We start from the raw sequence: 23,746 nt of genomic DNA, 5'->3' as shown, positions 1-23,746 counted from the left end.
TCCGACCTGGGCGATCTCCTTCTTGTCCTTGGTGGGCTTGGAGATGGATTTCAGTTCGTCCACCGCCACCGTAACGGCCTTGTCGATGCCGCGCTTCAGGTCCATCGGGTTATGGCCGGCGGCGACGAGCTTGACGCCCTCGCGGTAGATCGCCTGCGCCAGCACCGTGGCTGTGGTCGTCCCATCGCCCGCGATGTCGTTGGTCTTCTGCGCGACCTCACGAACCATCTGGGCTCCCATGTTCTCGAACTTGTTCTCGATATCCACTTCCTTGGCCACCGTCACGCCGTCCTTGGTGATGGTGGGCGAACCGAACGTCTTTTCGATCACGACGTTGCGGCCCTTGGGACCGAGAGTGACCTTGACCGCATCGGCCAGGGCATTGACGCCACGCAGAAGCTGTGCGCGGCCGGTTTCACCGTAAAGAATGTCTTTCGCTGCCATGATTTTCCGTACTCCCTGAAAAAATGCCCGGCGATCAGTCCATGACGGCCAGGATGTCTTCTTCCTTGAGGATCAGCAGCTCGTCGCCGCCTACCTTGATCTCGGTGCCGCCCCACTTGGAAAACAGGATGCGGTCGCCTTTCTTCACATCGAGGGGGATGCGCTTGCCGTTTTCATCGATCCGGCCGCTTCCCACCGCCACTACTTCCGCTTCCTGCGGTTTTTCCTTGGCGGAATCGGGGATGATGATCCCCCCCTTGGTCTTTTCTTCCTGATCGAGCCGTTTGACCAGTAACCGGTCATGCAGAGGACGAACCTTCATGCTTGCCATCCCTTTCATTGGAACTTGAGTTGAAACCTGAATTTGCCCCGCCCCCGCCGTTCCCCGGCAGACACGAAGCTGGGGCAGTAGTAATCATGCCCTGCAACCGGTCAAGGGATAACTGGCAATTAAAAGACGTGACTGCTAATTAGCTGAAATTATTTGGTATTTTCTCGATCCCTAGACCGGTTCACCCGGCCTCTTTGCCGACGACACTGACGAAGGCGACGCAACGCCAAGGCTGGCCGCCCAGGTTGTGGGTGACAGCCAGCCTGGGGTCGGGAAGCTGGCGTTTTCCCGCCTCACCGCGGAACTGGAGCCAGCATTCGTAGAGCATCCTGAGGCCGGACGCACCGATGGGGTGACCGAAACTTTTCAAGCCGCCGTCGGGGTTCACGGGCAAACGGCCGCCCAGTTCGAACGCGCCGTCCAGAACGTCTTTCCAGCCCTGCCCGCGAGCGGTGAAACCGAGGTCTTCGTAGATAACGAGCTCGGTCGGCGTGAAGCAGTCATGGACTTCGGCCATGGAGATCTGCTTCGCCGGGTCTGTGATGCCCGCCTGCCGGTAGGCTTCCTTCGCGGCGCGGACGTTCTCATTGATCATGGTGAAGTCGAAGTCCGGGTTGAGTGCACCCTCCCCCGTCCCGGCGGCAATGGTGAGTGCCTTCACGTACATCGGCTTCTTGTTGTACTTGTGGGCATCCTCGGCCCGGCAGATGATCGCGGCAGCGGCCCCGTCGGCGACCCCCGAGCAGTCGAAAATGCCCAGCGGGCTCGCCACCGTGGGTGACTTCAGGCACTCGTCCATCGAGACTGCCTTCTGGAACTGCGCCTTGGGATTGAGCGCCCCGTTGGCGTGGTTCTTCATGGCAATGCGCGAAAGTACCTCCTTCATCTTCTCGGTACTGACGCCATATTTGGCCGCATAGGCCGGGGCCAGCAGCGCAAAGGCCGATGGAGCCGAGAGGTTCGGCTCGGTACCGTCGGAATCGGGCATGGCTGACGTGAGACCGGAATAGCCGGAATCCTTCAGCTTCTCGACACCGATCGCCATCACCAGGTCATAGGCACCAGAAGCGACCGCATAACAGGCATTCCGGAAGGCCTCGCTGCCGGTAGCGCACATGTTCTCGACGCGGGTAATCGGGATGTAGTCGAGCTTCAGCGACTGCGACAGCGGCAGGGCTGCCCGGCCGGAGTTCATGGTGCCAAACCATGCCGCTTCGAGCTGCTTGGGGTCTATGCCAGCCGATTCATAGGCTTCGTAGGCTGCCTCGACGAGCAGGTCCTCAACGCTGGATTCCCAGCGTTCGCCGAACTTCGAACATCCCATGCCGACGACTGCCACACGGTCCTTGATGGTTCCTGCCATGATTTCGTACTCCCCTTAAGAGGAAGGCTGGATCAGCCCGCCGCCTTCGCTTTCCATGCGTAGTTGAAAATTCCACCCGCTTCATAGAGCCGGCGGAAGGTCATCTCGACCGGCTCGCCAACCTTGACGTTCTTGAGGTCAACGTCGGCCATGTTGCACATGAGCCGTCCCCCTTCCTCAAAATCGATCACCACCAGCAGTTCCGGCGGCGCAGGTGTGTAGGCCAAATGGTCGGCCGAAAATGTCCGTATCTTTCCCTTGGCCGTACGGAACGAGTAGTCGGTGGTCTTGTCCTTGGCACGGCACTTCCAGCAGACACGCTGCTTGGGGTAGCTCAATGCTCCGCAAGCCGTGCAGCGGCTTCCGTAGAGGCCGAGGTTCTGGTGATAGTTCCGGAACATGGCAGTTGCTGCCGGACGCTTCATTTCCGGGCGGCGGGGCGGCTCGAAATCAAGCAGATTCCGCCACCTGAGGTAGTCCGTGTAGCGGATGTCGTTCCGCTTGCGTTCAATAAGGTCAGAGAGGTGCCGCTTGGGGCGCCAGGCGTCAATGCCCGGTGTCGCCTCCAAGAGCAGCGCATCGGCTCCTTCGGCATAAGATACGAAAAGGATTTTGTCGCCGGCTTTCGCCTTTTCCAGTGCCCCGGTGAGCATCATCGGTCCGTGGGCGGCGCCTGCCTGGCCGACCGTGGCTTCCAGCGCATCCTCGATGGCTTCCGGCCTGATGCCGCACATCTTGGCCACGGCCTGCGTTGCCTTGCTCGAAGGCGAGGCGCAGACGAACCGGTCCACCTGCTCCCCTTTGAGACCCGCCTGCTGGAGCGCCTGCTTCACCGCTGCAGGTATGGCCCGGTTCACACCCTGGACAATGCCGAACCGCTCTTCCCAGTTGCGGACCATCACGTCCTCATGGCGGCGGAAGTTGTCCACGATCTCGTTGGCAACACTGGCCGTCGCCAGCACCCGCGCCACAAGATCCCCTGTTCCGAACAGGAACGCGGCCGCCCCGTCACCGAAACTGCTTTCGTTGCCGCCACCGGCTCCGCCGATCCGGCAGTCCCCGGCCAGCGCCAGTGCGGGCTTACCCGTCGAGACTGCCGCATCCAGCGCCGCCAGCAGGGCACTCGAACCCGCCCTGAGCGAATCACCGAAATCGGCCGTGCGGACCTGCGGTGGCATGTCGAGGGCGGCGGCAATAGTCGTGCTGGAAGCCTTTTCGGCGTACGGATTCGTCGTCGTGCCGAGATAGACTGTCCCCACCTGCTTCGTGTCGTATTTCCACAAGGCATTCCAGGCGGCCTCAACCGCCATCGAAACCGAATCCTCGTCGTAGTTGGCAACCGACCGCTCGCCCTTGCCTCCCGGCTTGCCGTGGGCCTCGTTGAGCGCCTTGCGCTGGAGCCGGTGAAAGGGGACATATGCCCCGTATGCCATGATGCCGACCATATGCTGTTACCTTTGAACTCCCCTGGAGATAGCCGGGGGCCACAATGCTCCACCCGGAACGGCCAGTCGAGCCAAAATCGACCGGAGAGTCAATGGGGAGCAAGACTCCCGGCACAGATCACTTGAATACGAGCGTATAGCAGTAGATGAACACCGACAGCGCCGTCCCTGTGAAGGCGTAGATAGCGAGCATCTTCACCCCCTGGGAGTTTTCAGCCGGTTTCCATCTGGCAACGGGACCGGCGATGATCCAGGCGATGCCGGAAGCGACGACCGCCACAACCAGCGCGACGATGGTCCGGCCGTAGTAGTCCATCCCGATGAGCGGAGGATCGGGCATCCCCCACTGCCAGCGGTGTTCCAGCGGGATGTAGGCGGGCACCTTGACAGGAAGAATCGCCAGAAGCGCGAACATGAGCCCAAAGGTGCTCACCAGAATCGCGGCAGCAGCCACGCCGGTGCCTTTCGTACTGTTTTCTGGAGCTTCACTCATGTACCGATCCCCCGGTGCAGCGTCACCCATAGCCCCAGCACGGCAATAAGCCAGGTAAGGGCCGTGGCCGCGTAGTAGAAGTTGTCGTGCAGAAGCTGCCGCGCCTGGCTTTTGAGCGGTGCGTGACGGAGGAGCCAGGCCCCGAACACCAGCACGAAAACGATCGAGGCGTAGTTTTCCTTGAGATCGAACAGGTCCACCACCAGCGGATAGTGGGCGTCGAGGAACTCGGCGCGGGTACGGATCCGGTAGGTCGGGTAGGCAATGAACCCCAGCAGCATGGAAGCAAAGAGCGATATGTGAATGACGGGCCAGAACTTCTCCGCCCGCCGGTAGTAGCCCGCCGCCCCGGTGCGGTTTCCTTTCCAGATGAAAACCGCCCCGTGGGTAAGTGCGCCAGTAAGCGCGATTCCGGCAAGACCGTGCAGCAGCGTGAGCAGACGCGCCGACGATTCAAAAACAATCTGGCTCATCCCTGCTTCCCCTCCAGTCCCGCCCGGTAGCGCCGCACCGAAGGACACTCGGGATCGAGTGCCTGGAAACTGCCGTTCGTGTGTTTCGACACCGCATGGCATCCACCATGGCAAAGGTCCAGATAGTCGCACGAGGCGCAGGGCTCAGGCGGGTTTGTCCACCATGCCTTGAAGTTGGCAAAGGCCGACGGGTCTTTCCATTTCGAGGGCAGATCAGCCACCGGAACACTTTCATCCCAGGCGAAACTGCATGGGGCCGCCCGGCCATCGGGGTGGACGGCGGCGAGCCAGTTGCCCCCCTCGCAGCCCCGGATGGAGAAAAACCGCACGGTCTCCCGGTCTGGCTTGTGGAAGTAGACGAACGGCCCGAACGAGCAGTCGAGTTTTACCCGGATCCGGTGCTTGCGCGTGAGTGTTTTTACCTGCGGGAAGAAGTTTTCCGCCTGCTCCGCCGTGAGGCAGAACTCCCCATAGTGTTCGGCGCCACGTCCCGCCGGCTTGAAGCGCAGCAGCTCGATCTCCAGAAGTTTATTCCGCTTCACCCAGGCGAATATCTCATCCAGGTGGCCGATGTTCTTGCGGGAGATGACGCAGTTGATGCCAACCGGGATGCCCTCTCTTTGCAGCAAGCCGATTGCTTTCTCAGCCGCCTCGAACCCCTGGTATCCGCGGCTTTCGCGGTAACGCTCGCCCAGATCATCCACCGACACGTTCACCTGCCCGAATATCCGGCAACGGCGGGCTTTCTCCTCCGTCATGCCCAGGCCACTCGTCGTGATGTTCGGTACCATGCCGAGCTTTCTCATCTCGGCGGCGAGATCAAACAGCCACGGCACTTCCAGCGTCTCTCCGCCGCCCAGCGCCACATGGAATACACCCATTCCAGCCAGAGTACGGATCCGGCCCAGGGCCAGTTCATAATCCTTCCGTTCGGTCTCCAGCCGGTCAGTCGGCCGCGAGTCCATGTAGCAAGCCGTGCAGCCGGCAGCGCAATAGTTGGTGAGCGCCAGATGCACTTCTGTCGGCGCCGAAAGCTGGCCGTCCCAGGGCTCACTCCACGCCGGGCTTTCCGCCACGCCCCGCTCGCGCAGGTAGTCCTGGTCCACCAGCATGAGGAGCGGCGGCTCCTCGACGGAGATAATCCCGCCGAACGGCTCGTACCGGTATCGCCAGCCCGCCTTGGTATCCATCCGGAAATGCTGCCCTGTTCAGCCAAATATATCCAATCTGCCCTGTAACGGCGAGAACTCATTAACTGGACAATAATGGCGAAGGGTGTCCGGGATAATCTCCCCTTCCCGCGCCAGCCGCGCCGGTGCTATGGTGGAGCTTCGACTGCTGGATAACGACCGGAGACTTGCAGGATGTCGTTCTGGAGCAAATGGATACTGCCGTGGAAACGGCGGCGCGGACGGGTGCTCGAAGTGAAGTTCGGCTACAACCCGAACTCGTCTTCGATCGGTGCCGATCTCACACCGCTTGTGATCTTTTCGGGTTTTCTCATGGTAGCGATACCGGTCATCTCGGCTTACCTGCGAAGCCGTGTGAAACCAGGCCACGGCGAGCCCATGCCGGGCCAGTCCGGGACGGAAGCGGCATCGTGACTGAGCCTCCATCCAGTCCACCAGTCCCGAAAGCGGACAATGTTCGCCGCTTTGTCATGGCGGCGCTGGCCATTGCGGTCGTGGTCAGCATTTATCTTCTGTACCTCACTACCCGTTCGGAACTTCCGGATGGCCTCATCCCGTCGGCACCACCGCAACGGGGTGCGGAAGTGGACCACGTCAAGAAGGCCCGTGCATGGGTGGAAGAACAGCGCATGGAATCCGGGCAGCTCTATGCAGAGGGTGAGGTGGAGCCCGAGATGCAGGGCGTGACACTCGAACCGATGACCATGCACCAGGGACGCCGGCAGGAAGAAGAAGTCCCTGAGAAGCTTCCCGAAACATTGTCGTCGGTCATCGCTGCCGTTAACCAGCCGTTCCGGCGGACTTTCGACAACCTGCCGTCCTTCGTGGTCGATTTCAGTTTCGAGATGAAAAGTTCGGAGCCGAAGCTGGGCAAGGTATACAGCAAGGGTGCCGTGCGTTTCACCAAGGCTTCGAACGGAGACTGGCACGCCAGTTACAACGTCGATACCGATAGTCCCGCCCAGACCTTCCACAAGCCGCTTTACAAGAGCCAGTTCTGGCTGATCGGGAACCGGCCGCTCCTTCAGCGGCCTGGCGACAAGCAGGCCGCTGACATCAACGAGCAGTCACCTGAGGAAGACCAGCAGCTTCTGAATTCCATCACTTCAGGGCAACTCGATCTGCTTTCCCATGACCTTCTCCGCCGGTGGGTCAACGAAACCCGGCAGGCCATCGGCTACGAGCTCGCAGGGGTGGGAGAATGGCTGGGCAGGACCGTAGACCAGTACAAGACGGGCCCCTCTCACTATACCGGAGAAAACCCCGGCATCACGGTGCGAAACTATGAGGGCACAATCTGGATTGATCGTGAACTTTCGGTCCCTCTCAAGGCTGAACTCTACTATAACGGCGTTCTGACCATCCCTGCACCGCACCACTATACCTATGACACACAGCACCGCGTCCGGATGGAAGTGCAACAGATCGGCACCGCACCGGCGGTTACGACACCGCCCGTCAGGCCGGCAGGAAAGAAATAGCCGTGGCCCGCTGGCGGGGTCTCCTTCTGGTTGCTGCATATGGTTGCGGCCTGATGCCTCTGGCCGTACTTGCTACCGGCGAGGCATCTGCGCCGGAGGAACCTGGCGAGATCCTGTTCGTCGAGGGCCAGAAGGCTGAGACGGCGGGGAATCTCGATGAAGCCTGCCGGATCTATCTGGAAGTGGCGAACAAATACCCCGCCAGCCCGTCAGCGCCGAGCGCGCTGTTTCAGTGTGGTTTCATCCGTGACCAGCAACTTCACGATGTGGACGGCGCACTCGAAATATACCGGCTGGTCGTCTCCCGCTATCATGACAGCCGTGCAGCGGCCCGCGTGGAGCGGCGGCTCCCCTCACTGCTTCCGTTCGAGGGTAAATGGGCGGCAACCTACAAGGAGTTCCAGAAACTCCTCGACACCCGGAAGGACATCGGTGAGGAAGCATTCGAGCAGGAAATGCTCAGGCTTACCGAGGCCAATCCCGGCTATCCGCGTTCGCCCGAATATCTCTTTTTCCTTGCCAAGAATGCGTTCCGTCAGAACCGTTTCGATGATTCACGCCGTTTGTACCGGATGGTGTTTGACCGTTATCCCGGCACCCTGTCGGCGGCGTTTGCACTGAAAGGTCTGGGCGATCTGGAGTTTACGCGAAACCGCTACTCCCAGTCGGCCGCCTACTATGATGCTGCTACCGCGCTTGGCGAAAAACTGGGCGTCCCGCCCCCCAGCCCCGCCCAGCGGGTGAAAGCCCATCTCTACGTCGCCCGCTATCAGGCACTGCTGGGATCGTTCCTGCTGCTCGCGCTCTCCGCCATTACGCTGGTTTGGCTCGCTCCGGCCCCCGCCCCGTGGAAGGAACTGGCGCGTTCTGCCGGTTCAACGGCGCTCTGGCTGCTGCCGCTTTTCGCCATCCTTTTCGGTGTCACCGCTTGGCTTACCTTCGGTACCGGAGATGTCGAGTCCATGGTCAACATCTCGGGCCGCGAGCCCCGGCTCGTCATTGCCAGCTACCTGATGACGGCGATTGGGGTCTTCATCGGCAACTGGATATGGCCCGGAGCCGCTGCAAAACCCTGCGGCAAGGCCGTTTTCTGGCCCAGCTTCATCCTGTTCCTGGTGGCAGGAGCCTACTGCCTGTTCTACTGGCTGGATCTCGTTTTCTATCTGGAAGCCGTCCTGCTCGATACTGATCCCAAGACCGGCATGCCTATTCTGCCGTTCCTGAACTAGGAGTTTTCCCGGCCGGCCGGCCCGACTTCATCCAGTCACGGGCCCATGCCATCGTCCCGCCGGCACCCACGGCGTACATCCGGTCCCGGCCTTCCTCGAACAGCGCCCGGACTCTGGCCTTGAGCCTCCGGTCAGGCGCGGAACCGGTGAGCCACTCGGCAGGAACTGCCTCCTCGTACATTCGGAGAGATTCCGCCTCGCCACCGGTCTTTTCCCATTCCAGCTCGACCCATAGCCTCGCCGGCTCGCCGGTCAGCACCTCACCACCGTCTCCGCGCATGACATCCACCCACAAAAACAGCGAGATGCGGCCCGCATCCGTCACCACGCGCGTGGCGTCCACGAATACCGTGTCGGTTTTCATTCGTGCAGGTGTCAGGCCGTAGCCCGGCTGCCGGACTGGTGGAACTGGTCCAGCCTCGGCAGCCAGCCCGCCTCCCGGTACCACTCGATCGTCTGACGCAGGCCATCGACCGTGCGCGGATAGTTCAACCTGAAGCCGGTGTTCTTCAGCTTCCCGGTGTCGAGGATATGGTTCGACCGGAGGTAACCAAGAAAATCCATGTCGAGCGTGGGTTTCAGGAAATCCTTCACGCCGGCTTCCACCAGCTTCTGCCACTGCTGGTCAATCTGCTTCTGCCGGCCGGCAAGCCATGATTTCGGCACGTATGGCGCCACCCGGCCCAGCAGGTGAAAAACCGGGTCCGGTACATGGTATTCATCAGCCGGTTCGATGCCGAACTCGCCAGCCATGAAAGTGGCCAGATCACCCCACGCCTGCGGGGTATCGTCGGCGCAGTTGTAGGCCTCGCCCACCTTGCCATGGGTGGCAATATGCACCAGCGCGCGGGCGACATCCTCGACGTGCACATGTGAGAGTTTCGGCCCTCCAGGGATAGCCGGAGCCTTCCGGATGCCGAAAAACCGCAGCATGGCAATAGCCGACAGGAACGTGACAACGCCGTAGCGGGAACGCGGCCCATAGATCACGGTCGGCCGGAGCGATACCACCGGGAGTCCGCGGGTGCGTGCATAGTGAAACGCCACAGCCTCTCCCTGTTCCTTGGTCGCCTCATAGGGATTCTTCGGCCGGTGCGGCCAGCTCTCATCCGCTGCGCGGCGGCCCATTCTTCCATAGACACCGATGGTCGCCACATGCACGAAACGCTCCAGTTTTGTCCCGGAAGCGGCACGGCACATCATTTCGGTTGCCTTCACGTTGGCATTGAAAAGCTGCTCACGGCTGGCGGCGAAGTTGAACAGTCCCGCGAGATTGAAGACGTGGGTGACTCCATTCACGAGTGCACGGCACTGCTCAAGGTCCAAAAGGTCCGCCGGCTGCGTTTCCACGCCGAAATCACGGGAGAGATGGTCGATTCTGACCTGCGGCAGGTCACTTGCCCGCACATGCCAGCCCTGGCGGACCAGCTCCCGCACCACATTAAGTCCCAGAAAACCACCCGCTCCATTCACCAGCGCAAGCCGCCTGTCGATGGGTGTTTCGGCAGGGACGCCGGACGCCACCCGCCTTGACGATGCCGCCGTGCGGGAACTGCTTTTTGCCGTGGTCTTCTTCGTGCTGCCCTGAGCCTTCTTCGCCATGTCTGCATCAACCTCCTGCCCGCTTCCGTTTCCCCAGCCAAACCCTACCGCACGGTCTAAATGAGGCAAGCCGGGCAGACATGGCATAGGAACAGGGTGTTTGCGGCCCTTGAGCCTCTGTGCCCGATTGGCCAAGCTCACAGGTAATGGCTACCCAATCGCTCGCCAGCGGCAAGGTGCTCGTCGAGACCGGCCCTGTAACCCGAATCCAGCTCACCAATCCCGCCAAACGGAACTCCCTGGATGCGGAGATGGCAGTGGCTGTCTCGAAAGTTCTGGATGACGTTCAGAAGAATAATGACGTCCGGGTCGTGATATTCCGCGGGGCCGGTGACGAAGCGTTCTGCTCCGGCTATGACATTGCCGCGATCCCGACCGGAGGCGCCCGCCCCGGCGATAGCCATGGCGTCCGCAAGGATTCGAACGACATCGAAGCCAACGAACTGCTAAGGATGCTGGATAGGGTCGAGGAGTTTCCCCTCCCGACAGTCGCTATCCTGAACGGCCATGCCTATGGAGCGGGAGCGGAACTGGCCGTCACCTGCGACTTTCGCCTGGCTGCCTCGCACGGGAAGTTCTCGATGCCGCCCGCACGACTGGGCATCTGTTATCATCCTCGGGGTATCAAGAAGTTCATTGACCTGATCGGCGCGGGAGCTACGCGCATGCTGTTCCTGGCTGGCGAACCGGTCACGATGGAGGAGGCACTCCGGCTGGGACTCGTCAGCCGGATTGCGGACCGGAGCAACCTGGACGCGGCCGCAGAAACACTCATTCAGCGGATTGCGGCCAACGCCCCACTTGCCGTCCGCGGGATGAAAAAGACGATCCGCTACCTGCTGGACGCTCCTCCGCTGGACGCCGCCAGGGAACAGGAACTCAAGCAGATCCGGATCGCCTGTTTCCTGTCAGAGGATCTGCGCGAGGGCCAGCGGGCCTTTATCGAAAAACGTCAGCCCGTGTTCCAGGGAAAGTAAGGGATCATCGATGCAGCCCGCCACGCAAACCTCTCCATCCCCGGCCGTCCAGCAGATACAGGCGCTCAGGTCGTCCATCGGCCGCATGATCCGGGGCAAGGACGAGATAATCGAGCTGGTCGTAGCCGCCCTGCTCGCCCAAGGGCACGTCCTCCTGGAAGATCTCCCAGGTGTTGGGAAAACAACGCTCGCACAGGCCCTCGCCCGGAGCCTCGATGCCAGTTTCCGCCGTATCCAGTTCACCAGCGATCTCCTGCCATCCGATATCCTGGGGGTGTCAATCTGGAAGGAGTCCGATCGCCGGTTCGAGCTGGTACCAGGTCCGATTTTCCACCACATCATTCTGGCTGACGAGATCAACCGTGCTTCACCCAAAACGCAGTCGGCCCTGCTGGAGGCCATGAGCGAAGGGCAAGTTTCCATCGAAAACGAAACGCTGAAGCTTCCCCAGCCATTCTTTGTCATCGCCACCCAGAACCCTCACGAGCCGCACGGCACGTTCCCCCTTCCGGAAAGCCAGCTCGACAGGTTCCTGATGAGGCTTTCCATGGGTTACCCGGCAGAAGCCGAAGAACGCGACATCCTGCGCGAAACGCTGGGTCACCCCGAGTGGTCGAGCCTGAAGCCAGTACTCGGTGTGAATGCGATGTCAGATTTACAGGCTGCAGCCGCGGCTGTCCGGGTTGAGGAAACGGTGCTTGATTACATCGTACGGCTGTCCGGAGCGACCCGCGCGGATGCCCGGTTCACACAGGGTATGTCGCCCCGTGGCTCATTGGCACTCAAACGGGCGGCGCAGGCGCTGGCGCTTGTCCGGGGACGGGGGTTTGTCATCCCCGAGGATGTTCAGACAGTCGCCAAGCCAGTGATGCTCCACCGGATCATCGCCAAAGATCCCCGCCAGAAACCGGCAGATCTCGTACTGGACGAACTGATCAAGACTGTTCCGTCGCCGAAATAGGACTGCCCTACCCCAGCTTCTTCATCGTTTCCCGGATCAGGCGATAGCTGGGCACAAGATGGTCATTCACCAGGTTCACGTCAGCCAGAACCGGCATGAAGTTGGTATCACCGTTCCAGCGCGGCACAACGTGGAAGTGCAGGTGTTCATCGATTCCGGCCCCGGCAATCCGGCCGATATTCATGCCGACATTGAACCCCTGTGCCCGGATCGACTGCTGGAGGGCGGCCACTGACTTCTGGATAAGCTCCATCAGGCCTGCCGTTTCCTCCGCGGTCAGCGATGTGAAATCGCTCGTATGGCGGCGAGGAACCACCATGAGGTGCCCGTTCGTGTAAGGATACCGGTTCATCACCACGTAGGCATTTCCGGTCCGGCAGAGAACGAGGTTCCCGTCTCCATCATCCATCCTGAGCAGCTCACAGAGCACACACCCCTGGAAGGCAGGACCATTCGTGGCGTGTCCCTTGATATAGTCCATCCGCCAGGGAGCCCAGAGTCTTGCGCGTGTCCGTGGTGATTCCGGCTGCAGGTCCACGCCCCGCATCCGGAGCCTGCTGCCACCCGGCTTCCTGGAGGAAGCGCGGTGCGTCTTCGTCCTTGCCCGTCCGGAAACCTGCTTGTTGCGCTTGCCAGCCACGGGATCACTCCCTGCCCAAACGGCTTACCGGGGCATCAGGTAGAAAAGAAGACCGTTGAATTCGAGATGCTGGGCGATCTGCCGTCCGAGGAGCTTGCCCAGAAACGGCGTCTCGTCAGGACCAGACCATTCGTCATCCTGATCGGGAAACAGGTTGAAAATCGTCGGCTTGGGGCGGCGCGGGTAAATGACATGCGGGTCTGGACCGAGCTTTGCCAGTTCCCCGGCCTTGGCGATGGCGGCGTCGAGATCACCGACCTGATCCACCAGGCCCGCCGCCGCAGCCTGCACACCAGTAAATATCCGCCCGTCAGCCACCGCCAGCACCTCTGCCCGGTCCATTTTACGACCTTCGACGATGGCATCAACGAACTGGTCAAAAGTGGAATCCAGGAGCGACTTGAGCAGCCTTTCCTCTTCGCCAGTCATGTCCCGTGCCGGATTCAGGATATCCTTGAATGTGCCTTTTGAGTTCTTGATAACCACCGATTCAACGCCAATCTTGGCCAGCAGTTTGTGGAATTTCGCCGTCTCGATCAGCACACCTATGGAGCCGGTGATCGTACCGGGGTTGGACACGATCCAGTCGGCGGCCGAAGCGACATAGTATCCCCCGGAGGCCGCCGTCGATCCGAACGACACGACGACGGGCTTTCCGCCCTCCCGTATGCGCCGGATCTTGTTGTAAATCTCCTGGCTTGGCACCACGCCCCCGCCGGGACTGTCCACGCGGACTACGAGCGCCTTGATGGACTTGTCTTCGCTCCTTGCGTGGAGCTGCTTGATGACCGGACGGGCATTGAAAATCGGGCCTTCAATGGGCACCACCGCGACCGATCCCGACGCCCGGCCCCGGAGCATGGCTGACGCCGGACCGGACGAATCGGAAGGGGAGAACAGGCTTCCAGTAAGGATGACCAGCACCAGGACGAGCGTTGTGCCGACAATGATCCAGACGGCCCGTGAGGTCTTGCTCGCCAATGCCGGCTCTCCAAAATGGCAGCGGGCCGGTAGTGAACGGCCCGCTGCTGCTTCCTATTCCTTGCTCTCTTTGCCGCTGCCGGAAGCTTCCGGTTCGGCCGCAGCAGCTTCCGTAGCGGGCTGGCTGGCAGCCGCCTTTTCGGCGATGCGATCGGCGAGAATGTCGCCGAGACTGGCCCTTGCCTTGCCCTGAGTCTCGATGAACTTCTTGATGTCAGCCTTGGTGGCGTTCATCTCCATCTGGCGGACCGACAGGCCAACCTTGCGCTCGTTATCATCAATGGAAGTGATTTCAGCGCGGATCTTGTCGCCGATCTTCACCACTTCGCCGGCATTACGGACCGGCTCGGTTGATATCTCGTTGGTCCGGATGAGACCCTCGACTCCCTCGACAATCTCGACGAACGCGCCAAAATCGGCGATCGACTTCACCACGCCTTCGATGATGGACCCGCGCCGGTACTGGGACTTGAAATCTCCCCACGGGTCGGACTCCAGATGCTTGATCGACAGGGATACTTTTTCGTTGTCCACGTCGATGGACTGGATCTTGGCCTTGATGACCTCATCCTTGGTAAACATCTCCGCCGGATTCTTCACCTTCTTGGTCCACGAGATATCCGACACATGGACAAGACCGTCCACTTCGTCGTTCAGCTCGACGAAGATGCCGAAGTCGGTAATGGACTTGACCTTGCCCTCGATGATCGAACCCACCGGGTGCGTTGTGGCCAGTTCTTCCCACGGATTCTTGAGAAGCTGCTTCATGCCGAGCGAAATGCGCCGGCTGTTCTTGTCAATGGACAGGATGACGGCCTCGACCTCGGCTCCGACCTTGATGAATTTGGACGGATGCTGGTGCTTGGCCTTCTTCGACCATGTCATCTCGGAGAAATGGACGAGACCCTCGACTCCTTCGACGATTTCGACGAAGGCTCCGTAATCCACCACGGAAACCACCTTGCCCTTGACCTTGGTCCCAATGGGGAACCGGTAATCCACGTCCGACCAGGGATCGGGCTCCAGTTGCTTGAGACCGAGTGCTACCTTGTAACGGTCCTTGCCGTCCCGGTCGGTTTCATGGTCAATCCGGAGGACCTTCACGGTCACATCCTCGTTGACCTTCACCCGTTCAGCCGGGTTGTTGAGCCGGCCGTACGACATGTCGGTAATGTGCAGCAGACCGTCAATTCCGCCCAGGTCCACGAATGCGCCGTAGTCGGTGAGGTTCTTCACCTTGCCAGTAATGGTAGAGCCGACCTCAAGGGTTTTCAGGGTCTGGTTCCGTTCCACCTCGCGCTCTACTTCGAGCACATCACGGCGGGACACCACCACATTGTTGCGGGCCTTGTTGCACTTGATGATCTTGAACCGCAGGGATTCCTTGCTGTTGAGATACGGATCCAGGTTGCGAACCTTGTGGAGATCCACCTGCGACTGGGGCAGGAATGCCTTCACACCGATGTCGACCTGGAGGCCGCCCTTCACGCGTCCGGTGATCCGTCCTTCAACCACGAGGTTCTTTTCAAAAGCCTCCTGTATTTCATCCCAGATACGGCGGCGATCGGCTTTCTCCTTCGAGAGGCGCACGAATCCGCCCTGGTCCTCGAGATCCTCGACCATGACCCGGATCTTGTGGCCGGGCTGCACAATGACCTTGCCGCCATCATCGGTGAACTGGAAGACCGGGACACGGCCCTCGCTCTTGTATCCAATGTCGATAATGACTTCATCGCCGTCAACGGCCACGACCGTCCCCGTGACGACCTCGCCTGGACGAATGCTCTCCGCTGCGACACTTTTTTCGAACAGTTCGGCGAAGCTGTCTCCGCCACCGCTGCTGCCCTGTGACCGTTTCTCATCTGCTGACATAACGACTGACACTGACCACCTTATTCGGGAAGGGACTTCCTGCCCCTTCCATAATCACCTTATCCAGGACGCTGAAATCAAGTGCGAGCGGCCCTGCCTCCCCGGGCACTCTCAACTGGATTTCCTGGCCGGCATTCGGATTTGCCCTTATCGGGCTTTGCGACCGGACCGGAGCCAGTTTGAAGGGACTGGCCGGTTCCTGGCCCCAAGGTTCTATCCGAAGGAAGGCTACTCGTCCACCCGTCGCAAAATGATTTCCACGACCTGATCCACCGTCAGGCTGGAGGAGTCAATTTCGACCGCACCGGGGGCCACCTTCAGCGGGGCGATGTCCCGGCTGGAATCCTGCTCATCCCGGCGGCGCATTTCCTCAATCGTTGCCTCCAGGGTGACGGATTCGCCCTTTTCCCTCAGTTCGCGGAAACGGCGGCGGGCCCGCTCTTCAAGAGAGGCTGACAGGAAAAACTTGGCCGGGGAGTCGGGAAACACCACTGTCCCCATATCCCGCCCCTCGCACACAAGGCCGCCCTTTTCGCCCATCCGGCGCTGAAGAGCCGTCAGGCGGTCACGAATCGGCTGGTGCCTGCTGATTGTGGAGGCTGCCATGCTGATTTCCGGGGTCCGGATCAGGCTGGACACATCTTCTCCACCCAGAATCGTCCGAAGGCCGTCTGGTCCGGACTCAAGACGGATATCGAGAGCAGGGGCCAGTTTCGTTACCTGCACGGGATCGGCCACATCCACACCGGCCCGGATCGCTGCCAGAGCAGCCGCCCGGTACATGGCGCCCGTATCCATGTAGACATACCCCAGCCGCCGGGCGACCGCCTTGCTGACCGTGCTCTTTCCGGCACCGGAGGGGCCGTCGATGGCGACCACAGGGCGGCGGCTCACGCAGAAGTGACCTCCCCGAACAGCCGGAAGAAGCCGGGGAATGAGGTGGCCACGCAGTCCGTATCGTCGATTTCGATCGGCTCATCGGCGCGCAGCGAGAGCAGCGACAGGCTCATTGCCACCCGGTGATCGCCGTGGGATTTGAACCGGGTAGCCTTCACCCGGTGCGACGGATCGCCGAATATTTTCATCCCTTCGTTCGTCTCCTGGACCTTGATGCCTGCCTCGCGCAGCCCTTCGGCCATCGTGGCGATCCGGTCGGACTCCTTCACCCGGAGTTCCTCGGCATTCTTGATCACCGTCTGGCCATGAGCGAAGGCTGCCGCCACGGCCAGCGCCGGCACCTCGTCGATCAGGCGGGGAATGAGCGCGCCGCCGATCTGTGCATCCTTGAGCTTTGCCGGACGGACCCTCAGGGTGGCTACCGGCTCTCCGCACTGGACCCGCTCGTCCAGCCGTTCGATCAGGGCGCCCATGCGTTCCAGTGCCGCCAGGATCCCGTCGCGCGTCGGGTTCACACCGACGTTCTTCAGCACCAGTTCCCCCTCGCCTGCGAGAAGCCCCGCCACCAGGAAAAAGGCGGCCGAAGATATGTCCCCCGGCACCGTCACCGGGGCGGCCTTAAGCCGCTGCCCTCCGGCAATGGAGACCTTTTTCCCCGAACGCTTCAGCTTGACCCCGAAGTGGGCAAACATCCTTTCGGTATGGTCCCGTGAAACCGCCGGCTCGCTCACGCTGGTAACACCACTGGCAAAAAGCCCCGCAAGCAGAATCGCGGATTTCACCTGCGCGCTCGCAACTGAAGAAACATGGTCGATACCGGTGAGGCTGACTCCCGCCGGCAGGGGGCCGACCACAAGCGGTGCATTCTGGCCGTCGTTTTCCCCCGTGATGATGGCGCCCATTTTTCTCAGGGGCTCAACAACCCGCTTCATCGGACGGCGGCGGATCGACACATCGCCATCGAGGCGTGAGCGGAAATGCTGCCCGGCGAGTATTCCGGTAAGCAGCCGGATCGACGTCCCGGAGTTTCCCACGTCAATGGTCTGGGCTGGTTCTCTCAAGCCATCAACGCCGGCTCCATGCACCGTCACGCGGCCGGGACCGGGGGTTTCAATCCGCACTCCCATGAGCTCAAAGGCTCGACGGGTGGCAATGCAGTCCTCGGATTCGAGGAAATTATCCACCTCGGTCACCCCGTCGGCCAGCGAACCGAACATCATCGACCGGTGGGAAACCGACTTGTCCCCTGGCAGCGCGATTTCGCCGCGGACCTTCGATACCGGCTTGAGCGTGACCGAGCTCATGACGACCCCAGCTTGCGGCGGCTGGCAGCGATCTGCTCCAGATGGGCCGAGAGGGCGCCGATATCTCCGGCCTCCACGAGCCTGCGGATTTCCCCCAGCGATTGCTCGAACCGTCCAAGGGATTTCATCACCTCATCACGGTTCTCGGTGAGCAGCCTTGCCCACAGGGCGCCGGGGCTCTGGGCGATCCGGGTGGTGTCCTTGAGGCCCCCGGCCGCCATCTGGAGCGCGCCCGCACGTATTTTATCGGCTTCCAGGGCGGCATCGAACAGTGCATAGGCGATCATGTGCGGCAGGTGGCTGATCGAGGCCAGCACGGCGTCGTGCTCGGCCGGACTCATCTCCTCGACCCGCATGCCGATCCGCTTCCAGAAATCGGTAATCTTCGACTTGGCGGCGGCGTCGGTGGCGGGTGTCGGCGTGATGATGCAGACGTGGCCGTCATAGAGATCAGCCCGGGCATGTTCGACGCCCGCCTCGGCCGCCCCGGCGATCGGGTGCGAACCCACGAACGGGGTGTGCGCGGGCATCCGCTTGTCGAGATACGCGCACAGGTTCCCCTTTACCGAGCCCACATCGGTAAAGACGCAGCCAGGGAACACGCGGTCGCCCGCCACATCGAAGGCAAGATCGGGTATCAGTTCAACCGGTGTGCACATGACGACGAGATCGCAGCCGTCGGCCACGTCTCCGATCCCGGTTCCGTATTCGTCGATGGCGCCCAGTTCCTTCGCGCGCCTGAGCTTGTCGGCTGAACGGCCCAGCCCCACGACGGTCTTCGCCAGACCCTTGCGGCGAATCGCCATCCCCAGCGATCCGCCCATGAGGCCCACGCCCACGATGAGCGCCCGTTCAAACACGCTTCAGCACCTCTTCGAGAACCTTCAGGCAGCGGATATTCTGGTCCGCTTCGCCCACGCTGATCCGGAGATGTTCGTCCAGTCCGTAGACCCCCACGGGCCGGACGATCACCCCTTCCCTCAGCATCGCCTCATACACGGCTTTCGGCGGGCGGGGAATACGGACCAGCACGAAATTGGCCCATGAAGGCGTGGCTTCCAGCCCCAGCCGCTTGCATCCGTCGCGGAGCATCTGGAGCCCGCGGGTATTGAGGTCACGGGAGCGGCGCACAAACCCCGTATCGTCCAGGGCAGCCTCGGCGGCCGCCAGTGCGCAGGAGTTTACGTTGAACGGCTGCCGGACCCGCTCCAGAAATCCGGCGAGTCTTGCGCTGGTCACGCCATAGCCCGCCCTGAGACCCGCGAGTCCGTATATCTTGGAAAACGTCCGCGTCACGAGGATGTTTTCGCAGCCAGACCGGACCAGCGGCCAGGGATCGGGGTAGTCGGAATCGGTGACGTATTCGGCATATGCCTCATCGACGAGCAGCAGCACGTGAGGCGGCAGTTTCGCCACGAAAGCATCGAAGTCCGTCCGGCCCACCATTGAACCGGTCGGGTTGTTGGGATTTGCCAGAAAAACGATCCGCGTGTCCGGCCGGATCGCCGCCAAAAGCCGGTCCATCTCCTGCCGGAAACCGCCTCGATCTTCGACCGGAACCTCAATCAGTCCGGCACCGGCAGCCCCGGTCACCAGCGGATAGACGACAAAGGCATGGCGGAACATGACCGCTGTCGTGCCGGGGGTGAGCAGCGTCCGGGCGGCGATTTCGATAACGTCATTGGAGCCGTTCCCCAGGACGATCTGTTCCGGCGCAACCTGATGAAGGGTTGCCAGTTTCTGCTTCAGCCGGTAGCCCGAACCGTCCGGGTAAAGCTGAACCGATTCCAGCGCCCGCCGGGCAGCTTCCACCCCCTTGGGTGAACCCCCCAGGGGGTTCTCATTGGAGGCCAGCTTGATGATCTCCTGGAGGCCCAGTTCGCGTTCCAGTTCCTCGACCGGCTTGCCTGGAACGTAGGGCAACAACTCACTGATATTTTTGGGAATTTCGATCACGGATATATCGCCCCGCGGCGGGGAGGCGCCCCTCCGGGCAGCCTCGCGTAGCACGGGGGTACCGGTGGGGCAAACGGGTGGCATTCTCCACCTACCGGGCAGCGGGATAACTGCCCAGCACCCGGAAGAGCTGGCAGCAGGCGCGCATCTGGGAAAGTACGCGGGACACCTTCGGGTCATGGGCGTGGCCCATCAGGTCGAAGAAAAAGACCGATTCCCATTTGCGGGTACGCGAGGGCCGGCTCTCGATCTTGGAAAGATTGATCTTCGCACGGGCGGCGGGTTGCAGAAGCCGAAACAGGATGCCGGGTTCATCCTTCACCGAACAGACGAGCGTCGTCTTGTCCCGGCCAGTGGGTTTTGTCTCCTGCAGGCCGATCACGGCGAACCGGGTCTCGTTCTGGCTCAGGTCTTCAATCCGGCGGGCGGCATATTTCAGTCCGTAGAGATCGGCCGCCAGTTCGCTGGCAATGGCCGCCGCCTTCGGGTCACCGGCGGCCAGCTCGGCAGCGTTCGCGCTGCTCGTCGCCGGCCGGATCTCGATACCGGGCATGTTCCTGGCGAGCCACTGGCGGCACTGCGCGAACGGCTGCGAGAACGAATAGATGTGGCGGATCTTTCCGGAATCGCCCGTTGTCGACAGCAGGTGGTGATGTATCTCGACGTAGGTCTCGGCACATATTTTCACCGGCGTATCGACAAACCGGTCGAACGTATAGGTGACGGTTCCCTCGGTGGAGTTTTCCAGGGGCACAAGTCCATAGTCGGCGCGCTGCTGTTCGACAGCCCGGAACACATCATCAATTGCCGGCTGCGGCAAGTAGCCCGCCGACGAACCGAAGTACCTGAGGGCCGCCAGGTGGGAGAATGTCCCCTCCGGCCCGAGATAGGCCGCCCTGATTTCCCGCTCCAGCGAGATCGCCGCCGAAAATATCTCCCGGTAAATGGCCTCAATGGCGCGGTTCGACAGTGGCCCCGTGTTCTGCCGGAAAAGCCGATCCAGGACCAGACGCTCCCGCTCGGGCACGTGTATATGGGTTGCCTGCTCGCGCTTGTATTCGCCGACCTTCTGGACCACCCGTCCCCGGGCATTCAGGAGCGCAAGAACCTGATCGTCAATGGCGTCGATCTCGCGTCGCAGGCCGTCCAGCACGCCATTTTTCGGCCCCGAAGCATTCGCGCCGGTTCTCTGTTCCTTCCTGCTCCCTGAACGTTTCGCTGGCACACCTGCTCCCTAACGGACCGGATAACGGACTGTATCCGGGCGGTGCGAACAATTCCAAACGGCAGAGAATGCCGGCAGCGGATCAGACGGGGAACCTCTCCGCCAGTGCTTCCAGGCTCACGGCCGCAGGGTCCACCCATTCCACGTCCGTTTCGCTCCGCCACCAGGTAACCTGCTGCTTGGCATACTGCTGGGTCCGGAGAGTGATTTCTGCCTCCAGCTCGCCCGGTCCCCTAAAGGCGCCTTCGGCAAGATGTTTCAGAACCTGCTTGTAGCCGATCGCCTCGAACGGTGGCGCGTCCTGTGGCACCCCGCTGGCGAGCAGGTTCTTCACCTCGCTCACAAGGCCCCTCTCCAGCATCTCGCGGGTTCTCACCGCAATCCGGCGGCGGAGTTCCTCGCGGGGCGGGGAAAGCACGAAAACCCGCGCCTCGATGGGCCGGGCCCTGAAGCCGTGCTCCCGGTTCCAGTCGCCTAGCGGCCTACCCGTGACCCTGAACACCCCGAGCGCCCGCAGGATCCGGCGCCGGTCGCCCGGTTTCACGATCCCGGCGGTAACGGGATCCTGCGTTTCCAGTTCCGCCCGGAGCGCCGGGAGTCCGCGCTCATCCGCCTCCTGTTCCAGCGCCGCCTGCACATCCTCCGGGACGGGCGGCGCGCCGGAGAGTCCCTTGAGAAGCGCTCTCAGGTAAAGCCCCGAACCGCCCACCACCAGCGGCGTATGGCCCCGCCCACTGATCTCGCCGATCGTCCTGACGGCATCGGAGAGAAACTCTGCCGCCGTATAGCGCGCAGCGGGGCCGAGCTTCGGATCGCGGATATCGACCAGATGATGGGGAACGGATGCCCGTTCAGCCGCCGGAGCCTTGGAGGATCCGATGTCGAATCCGGCATAGACTTGCACCGAATCAGCCGAGACAATCTCGACGGCAGGCTTCTTCCGTGTTTCCGCCAGCCGCGCCACAGTCAGCGCGAGTAGCGACTTCCCACCCGCCGTGGGGCCGGAGATGACAGCCGCCCTTAAGGTCACACCTTTTTCCCGAAGCGCCGCTCGATTTCGACAAACGGTATCTCGAAGTAAACGGGGCGGCCATGGGGACAGTGGGCGCCGAAGTCGGCCTCGTCCATCTCGTCCAGAAAAGCCTGCCGTTCCTCCGGGGAAAGCGGCCTCGGACCACGGATCACGGCGTGGCAGGCCATGCGGGCACAAAGCTGGTCGATGGCTTCGCGGTCAGCCCCCCCCACCCCTTCGTCGGCAAGGTCGCCCGCAATTTCGAGAAAAAGCCTCGATGGCTGACGGCGACCAAAGATCGCCGGGACCGACCGGAGCAGGACCGTCGTAGGACCGAACGGTTCGAACTCGAAACCGAGCTTTTCCAGTACGGCCCGCCCTTCCACCACGGCCGCCAGTTCCGGGCGCGACAGTTCGACAGTCTCCGGAACGAGCAGCGGTTGCCTGGATGCCGGTTTTGCATCCGGATCGAAACGCCGGCGGAGACGTTCGAATGCGACCCGCTCCATCGCCGCGTGCTGGTCAATGACAATGAGCGCTTCTCCGTCCTGGCAGAGCAGGAATTCATTCCGGACCTGCCCGATCACGTCGAGCGAACCGAACCGCCCCCTGGACTTGCGGGGCTCTGCGGGTTCCGGCTGCGCTTCCAGCACCACTGCCGGAGCGGCGCTTCCCCGGCGGGCGTATCCGAAGGCCGCGAAGCCGTCAGATAACGGCATCTGGGGCAGTGATGGCGGCTGCAACTGCCCGCTGTCCTGAACCCCGGCCTGCCTTTTCCATGGCGAGAGAGGCAGCGGCTTCTCCCCTTCGCGGTTCCACGGAGCCGATTCGACAAGGTGCTTTACCGCCCGGTGAACAGCCGAAAAGACCGCGCCCGGATCCTGAAACCGGACTTCGGTCTTGGCCGGATGAACATTCACATCGACACGTTCCGGGTCCAGTTCGATCCGGATCACGGCAAAGGGGTAACGCTGCTCAACGAGTACCTCGCGGTAAGCCTGTGTCACGGCCGCAGTGAGCGCCCGGTCCCGGATGGGCCTGCCGTTCACCATGAGGAAGATGCTGCGCGCCGCCGGGCTGGACTGCCGGGGCCCGGAAAGAAGCCCCGATACCCGGACCGGTACCGACCCCTGCATCATTCCCTCCCAGTCGAGAGAGTGAAGCTGCCCACGCAGTTTCCTGCCCCATACCACTTCCGCACGGTCTTCAAGTGTCGCACGGGACGGGACGTTATACGATTCGTGGCCGTCGTGGCTGACCCTGAGACCCACATCCTCCCTGCTGAAAATAACCGCATCGATCACTTCGCAGCAGCGCCGGAGTTCCGCCGTCTCGCTTTTCAGGAACTTCCGCCGGGCCGGAACCGGCAGAAACAGGTTACGCACCTCAACCACCGTTCCAGGCGGCCGGGAAGCGGGTCTTACCGGTGAAAGTACCCCGCCGCTGACCTCTATCCTGCCGCCCACTTCTGCGCCAGCGGCACGGCTCTCGATCAGGAACTCGGAAACCGATGCAATGGAGGGAAGCGCCTCACCGCGAAAACCGAACGTCGTGATCGAATGAAGATCCTCGACCCGGCGCACCTTGCTGGTCGCATGCCGTTCGAGCGCGACCGGTAGTTCTTCCAGCGGAATCCCCCTGCCATTATCGGAGACCCGGATAAGTTCTTTCCCGCCCGCAGCCAGTCCGATTTCGAGATGGGTGGACCCGGCATCGAGGGCATTCTCGACCAGTTCCTTCAGGGCGCTTGCCGGCCGCTCGACCACCTCGCCAGCGGCGATCTGGCTGACAACGGTATCTGGCAGTCTTATGATCGGCATGATCCGGGGAGATCGTAAATCACCCGCCGCCGGAGGGGAAACCGGGCTAC

General features: G+C 61.8%; 24 protein-coding genes. 5 read left to right on the top strand and 19 right to left on the bottom strand.

The genetic code is table 11. The annotated features are described in order from the left end of the window. From groEL to KIT79_15110, 7 genes are all read right to left on the bottom strand, one after another. A partial coding sequence (gene groEL, locus KIT79_15140; GenBank protein ID MCW5830641.1) for a chaperonin GroEL occupies positions 1 to 444 on the bottom strand: 444 nt, incomplete at its 3' end. Positions 445 to 478: 34 nt separating this feature from the next. Continuing rightward, entirely contained in the window at positions 479 to 775 is a 297-nt protein-coding gene (gene groES / locus KIT79_15135; protein MCW5830640.1) for a co-chaperone GroES, read from the bottom strand. A 181-nt stretch (positions 776 to 956) separates the two neighbouring features. Beyond that, positions 957 to 2,138 (bottom strand): acetyl-CoA acetyltransferase, encoded by a 1,182-nt coding sequence (locus KIT79_15130; GenBank protein ID MCW5830639.1) that lies wholly within the window; start codon positions 2,136 to 2,138, stop codon positions 957 to 959. A gap of 32 nt (positions 2,139 to 2,170) precedes the next feature. Further along, positions 2,171 to 3,583, bottom strand: a complete 1,413-nt coding sequence (locus KIT79_15125; GenBank protein MCW5830638.1) for a hydroxymethylglutaryl-CoA synthase family protein — start codon at positions 3,581 to 3,583, stop codon at positions 2,171 to 2,173. Between the two features lie 118 nt (positions 3,584 to 3,701). Then, a complete protein-coding gene (locus tag KIT79_15120; protein ID MCW5830637.1) occupies positions 3,702 to 4,076 on the bottom strand; it encodes a hypothetical protein in 375 nt (124 codons plus the stop codon). Continuing rightward, positions 4,073 to 4,549, bottom strand: a complete 477-nt coding sequence (locus tag KIT79_15115; GenBank protein MCW5830636.1) for a hypothetical protein — start codon at positions 4,547 to 4,549, stop codon at positions 4,073 to 4,075. The genes KIT79_15120 and KIT79_15115 overlap by 4 nt, the downstream gene beginning before the upstream one ends. Then, entirely contained in the window at positions 4,546 to 5,739 is a 1,194-nt protein-coding gene (locus tag KIT79_15110; protein ID MCW5830635.1) for a radical SAM protein, read from the bottom strand. The genes KIT79_15115 and KIT79_15110 overlap by 4 nt, the downstream gene beginning before the upstream one ends. 174 nt (positions 5,740 to 5,913) lie before the next feature. Between KIT79_15110 and KIT79_15105 the strand changes: the two genes are divergently transcribed. The 3 genes from KIT79_15105 to KIT79_15095 are packed head-to-tail and all read left to right on the top strand — an operon-like array spanning position 5,914 to position 8,449. Further along, entirely contained in the window at positions 5,914 to 6,153 is a 240-nt protein-coding gene (locus KIT79_15105) for a hypothetical protein (GenBank protein MCW5830634.1), read from the top strand. Then, positions 6,150 to 7,220 carry a hypothetical protein gene (locus KIT79_15100; GenBank protein MCW5830633.1) on the top strand — a complete coding sequence of 357 codons (1,071 nt, stop codon included), beginning with the start codon at positions 6,150 to 6,152 and terminating at the stop codon, positions 7,218 to 7,220. The genes KIT79_15105 and KIT79_15100 overlap by 4 nt, the downstream gene beginning before the upstream one ends. 2 nt (positions 7,221 to 7,222) lie before the next feature. Continuing rightward, positions 7,223 to 8,449: a tetratricopeptide repeat protein gene (locus tag KIT79_15095; GenBank protein MCW5830632.1), complete on the top strand. Its 1,227-nt coding sequence runs from the start codon at positions 7,223 to 7,225 to the stop codon at positions 8,447 to 8,449. Here the strand turns inward: KIT79_15095 and KIT79_15090 are convergent. Further along, positions 8,427 to 8,813 (bottom strand): hypothetical protein, encoded by a 387-nt coding sequence (locus tag KIT79_15090; protein MCW5830631.1) that lies wholly within the window; start codon positions 8,811 to 8,813, stop codon positions 8,427 to 8,429. The two genes, KIT79_15095 and KIT79_15090, sit on opposite strands and share 23 nt — an antisense overlap. Positions 8,814 to 8,824: 11 nt before the next feature. After that, on the bottom strand, positions 8,825 to 10,051 hold the full coding sequence (locus KIT79_15085; GenBank protein MCW5830630.1) for an NAD-dependent epimerase/dehydratase family protein: 1,227 nt from the start codon (positions 10,049 to 10,051) through the stop codon (positions 8,825 to 8,827). 146 nt (positions 10,052 to 10,197) lie between these two features. Here KIT79_15085 and KIT79_15080 point away from each other — a divergent pair, with 146 nt between their 5' ends. Together KIT79_15080 and KIT79_15075 are read left to right on the top strand one after the other, a co-directional pair. After that, entirely contained in the window at positions 10,198 to 11,028 is an 831-nt protein-coding gene (locus KIT79_15080; GenBank protein ID MCW5830629.1) for an enoyl-CoA hydratase/isomerase family protein, read from the top strand. 10 nt (positions 11,029 to 11,038) lie between these two features. Then, positions 11,039 to 11,989: a MoxR family ATPase gene (locus KIT79_15075; protein ID MCW5830628.1), complete on the top strand. Its 951-nt coding sequence runs from the start codon at positions 11,039 to 11,041 to the stop codon at positions 11,987 to 11,989. A 7-nt stretch (positions 11,990 to 11,996) separates the two neighbouring features. Here KIT79_15075 and KIT79_15070 read toward each other — a convergent pair whose 3' ends face one another. From KIT79_15070 to mutL, 10 genes are all read right to left on the bottom strand, one after another. Next, a complete protein-coding gene (locus KIT79_15070; GenBank protein MCW5830627.1) occupies positions 11,997 to 12,536 on the bottom strand; it encodes an HIT domain-containing protein in 540 nt (179 codons plus the stop codon). A 117-nt stretch (positions 12,537 to 12,653) separates the two neighbouring features. Further along, positions 12,654 to 13,610 (bottom strand): signal peptide peptidase SppA, encoded by a 957-nt coding sequence (gene sppA, locus KIT79_15065; GenBank protein MCW5830626.1) that lies wholly within the window; start codon positions 13,608 to 13,610, stop codon positions 12,654 to 12,656. 54 nt (positions 13,611 to 13,664) lie between these two features. Further along, the gene (locus KIT79_15060; GenBank protein ID MCW5830625.1) at positions 13,665 to 15,482 is read right to left on the bottom strand and encodes a 30S ribosomal protein S1; all 1,818 of its coding nucleotides are present in this window, start codon (positions 15,480 to 15,482) and stop codon (positions 13,665 to 13,667) included. Positions 15,483 to 15,710: 228 nt separating this feature from the next. Further along, positions 15,711 to 16,376, bottom strand: a complete 666-nt coding sequence (gene cmk, locus KIT79_15055; GenBank protein MCW5830624.1) for a (d)CMP kinase — start codon at positions 16,374 to 16,376, stop codon at positions 15,711 to 15,713. Further along, the gene (gene aroA, locus KIT79_15050) at positions 16,373 to 17,683 is read right to left on the bottom strand and encodes a 3-phosphoshikimate 1-carboxyvinyltransferase (GenBank protein MCW5830623.1); all 1,311 of its coding nucleotides are present in this window, start codon (positions 17,681 to 17,683) and stop codon (positions 16,373 to 16,375) included. Before aroA ends, cmk begins: the two co-directional genes overlap by 4 nt. After that, on the bottom strand, positions 17,680 to 18,543 hold the full coding sequence (locus KIT79_15045; GenBank protein MCW5830622.1) for a prephenate dehydrogenase/arogenate dehydrogenase family protein: 864 nt from the start codon (positions 18,541 to 18,543) through the stop codon (positions 17,680 to 17,682). Before KIT79_15045 ends, aroA begins: the two co-directional genes overlap by 4 nt. Then, positions 18,536 to 19,723 carry a histidinol-phosphate transaminase gene (locus KIT79_15040; protein MCW5830621.1) on the bottom strand — a complete coding sequence of 396 codons (1,188 nt, stop codon included), beginning with the start codon at positions 19,721 to 19,723 and terminating at the stop codon, positions 18,536 to 18,538. Before KIT79_15040 ends, KIT79_15045 begins: the two co-directional genes overlap by 8 nt. A gap of 7 nt (positions 19,724 to 19,730) precedes the next feature. Continuing rightward, positions 19,731 to 20,864 (bottom strand): prephenate dehydratase, encoded by a 1,134-nt coding sequence (gene pheA, locus KIT79_15035; protein MCW5830620.1) that lies wholly within the window; start codon positions 20,862 to 20,864, stop codon positions 19,731 to 19,733. 82 nt (positions 20,865 to 20,946) lie between these two features. Beyond that, positions 20,947 to 21,894: a tRNA (adenosine(37)-N6)-dimethylallyltransferase MiaA gene (gene miaA / locus KIT79_15030; GenBank protein ID MCW5830619.1), complete on the bottom strand. Its 948-nt coding sequence runs from the start codon at positions 21,892 to 21,894 to the stop codon at positions 20,947 to 20,949. Continuing rightward, positions 21,891 to 23,696, bottom strand: a complete 1,806-nt coding sequence (mutL, locus tag KIT79_15025; GenBank protein MCW5830618.1) for a DNA mismatch repair endonuclease MutL — start codon at positions 23,694 to 23,696, stop codon at positions 21,891 to 21,893. Before mutL ends, miaA begins: the two co-directional genes overlap by 4 nt. Between the last annotated feature and the right edge of the window lie 50 nt (positions 23,697 to 23,746).

This window comes from Deltaproteobacteria bacterium, from assembly GCA_026129095.1.
In the GTDB taxonomy this organism is placed as follows: Bacteria; JAGRBM01; JAGRBM01; order JAGRBM01; family JAHCIT01; genus JAHCIT01.
Note: the sequence above shows the minus strand (reverse complement) of the source record. Positions and strands in the feature narration are given on the sequence as shown.

Bases quoted from the DNA above. Each gene is read 5' to 3' on its own strand.
- KIT79_15110 (MCW5830635.1), bottom strand. From the start codon at position 5,739: ATGGATACCAAGGCGGGCTGGCGATACCGGTACGAGCCGTTCGGCGGG.
- KIT79_15115 (MCW5830636.1), bottom strand. From the start codon at position 4,549: ATGAGCCAGATTGTTTTTGAATCGTCGGCGCGTCTGCTCACGCTGCTG.
- KIT79_15075 (MCW5830628.1), top strand. From the start codon at position 11,039: ATGCAGCCCGCCACGCAAACCTCTCCATCCCCGGCCGTCCAGCAGATA.
- KIT79_15130 (MCW5830639.1), bottom strand. From the start codon at position 2,138: ATGGCAGGAACCATCAAGGACCGTGTGGCAGTCGTCGGCATGGGATGT.
- KIT79_15120 (MCW5830637.1), bottom strand. From the start codon at position 4,076: ATGAGTGAAGCTCCAGAAAACAGTACGAAAGGCACCGGCGTGGCTGCT.
- KIT79_15040 (MCW5830621.1), bottom strand. From the start codon at position 19,723: ATGCCACCCGTTTGCCCCACCGGTACCCCCGTGCTACGCGAGGCTGCC.
- aroA (MCW5830623.1), bottom strand. From the start codon at position 17,683: ATGAGCTCGGTCACGCTCAAGCCGGTATCGAAGGTCCGCGGCGAAATC.
- KIT79_15090 (MCW5830631.1), bottom strand. From the start codon at position 8,813: ATGAAAACCGACACGGTATTCGTGGACGCCACGCGCGTGGTGACGGAT.
- KIT79_15105 (MCW5830634.1), top strand. From the start codon at position 5,914: ATGTCGTTCTGGAGCAAATGGATACTGCCGTGGAAACGGCGGCGCGGA.
- groES (MCW5830640.1), bottom strand. From the start codon at position 775: ATGGCAAGCATGAAGGTTCGTCCTCTGCATGACCGGTTACTGGTCAAA.
- mutL (MCW5830618.1), bottom strand. From the start codon at position 23,696: ATGCCGATCATAAGACTGCCAGATACCGTTGTCAGCCAGATCGCCGCT.
- KIT79_15060 (MCW5830625.1), bottom strand. From the start codon at position 15,482: ATGTCAGCAGATGAGAAACGGTCACAGGGCAGCAGCGGTGGCGGAGAC.
- KIT79_15070 (MCW5830627.1), bottom strand. From the start codon at position 12,536: ATGCGGGGCGTGGACCTGCAGCCGGAATCACCACGGACACGCGCAAGA.
- KIT79_15085 (MCW5830630.1), bottom strand. From the start codon at position 10,051: ATGGCGAAGAAGGCTCAGGGCAGCACGAAGAAGACCACGGCAAAAAGC.
- KIT79_15080 (MCW5830629.1), top strand. From the start codon at position 10,198: ATGGCTACCCAATCGCTCGCCAGCGGCAAGGTGCTCGTCGAGACCGGC.
- KIT79_15125 (MCW5830638.1), bottom strand. From the start codon at position 3,583: ATGGTCGGCATCATGGCATACGGGGCATATGTCCCCTTTCACCGGCTC.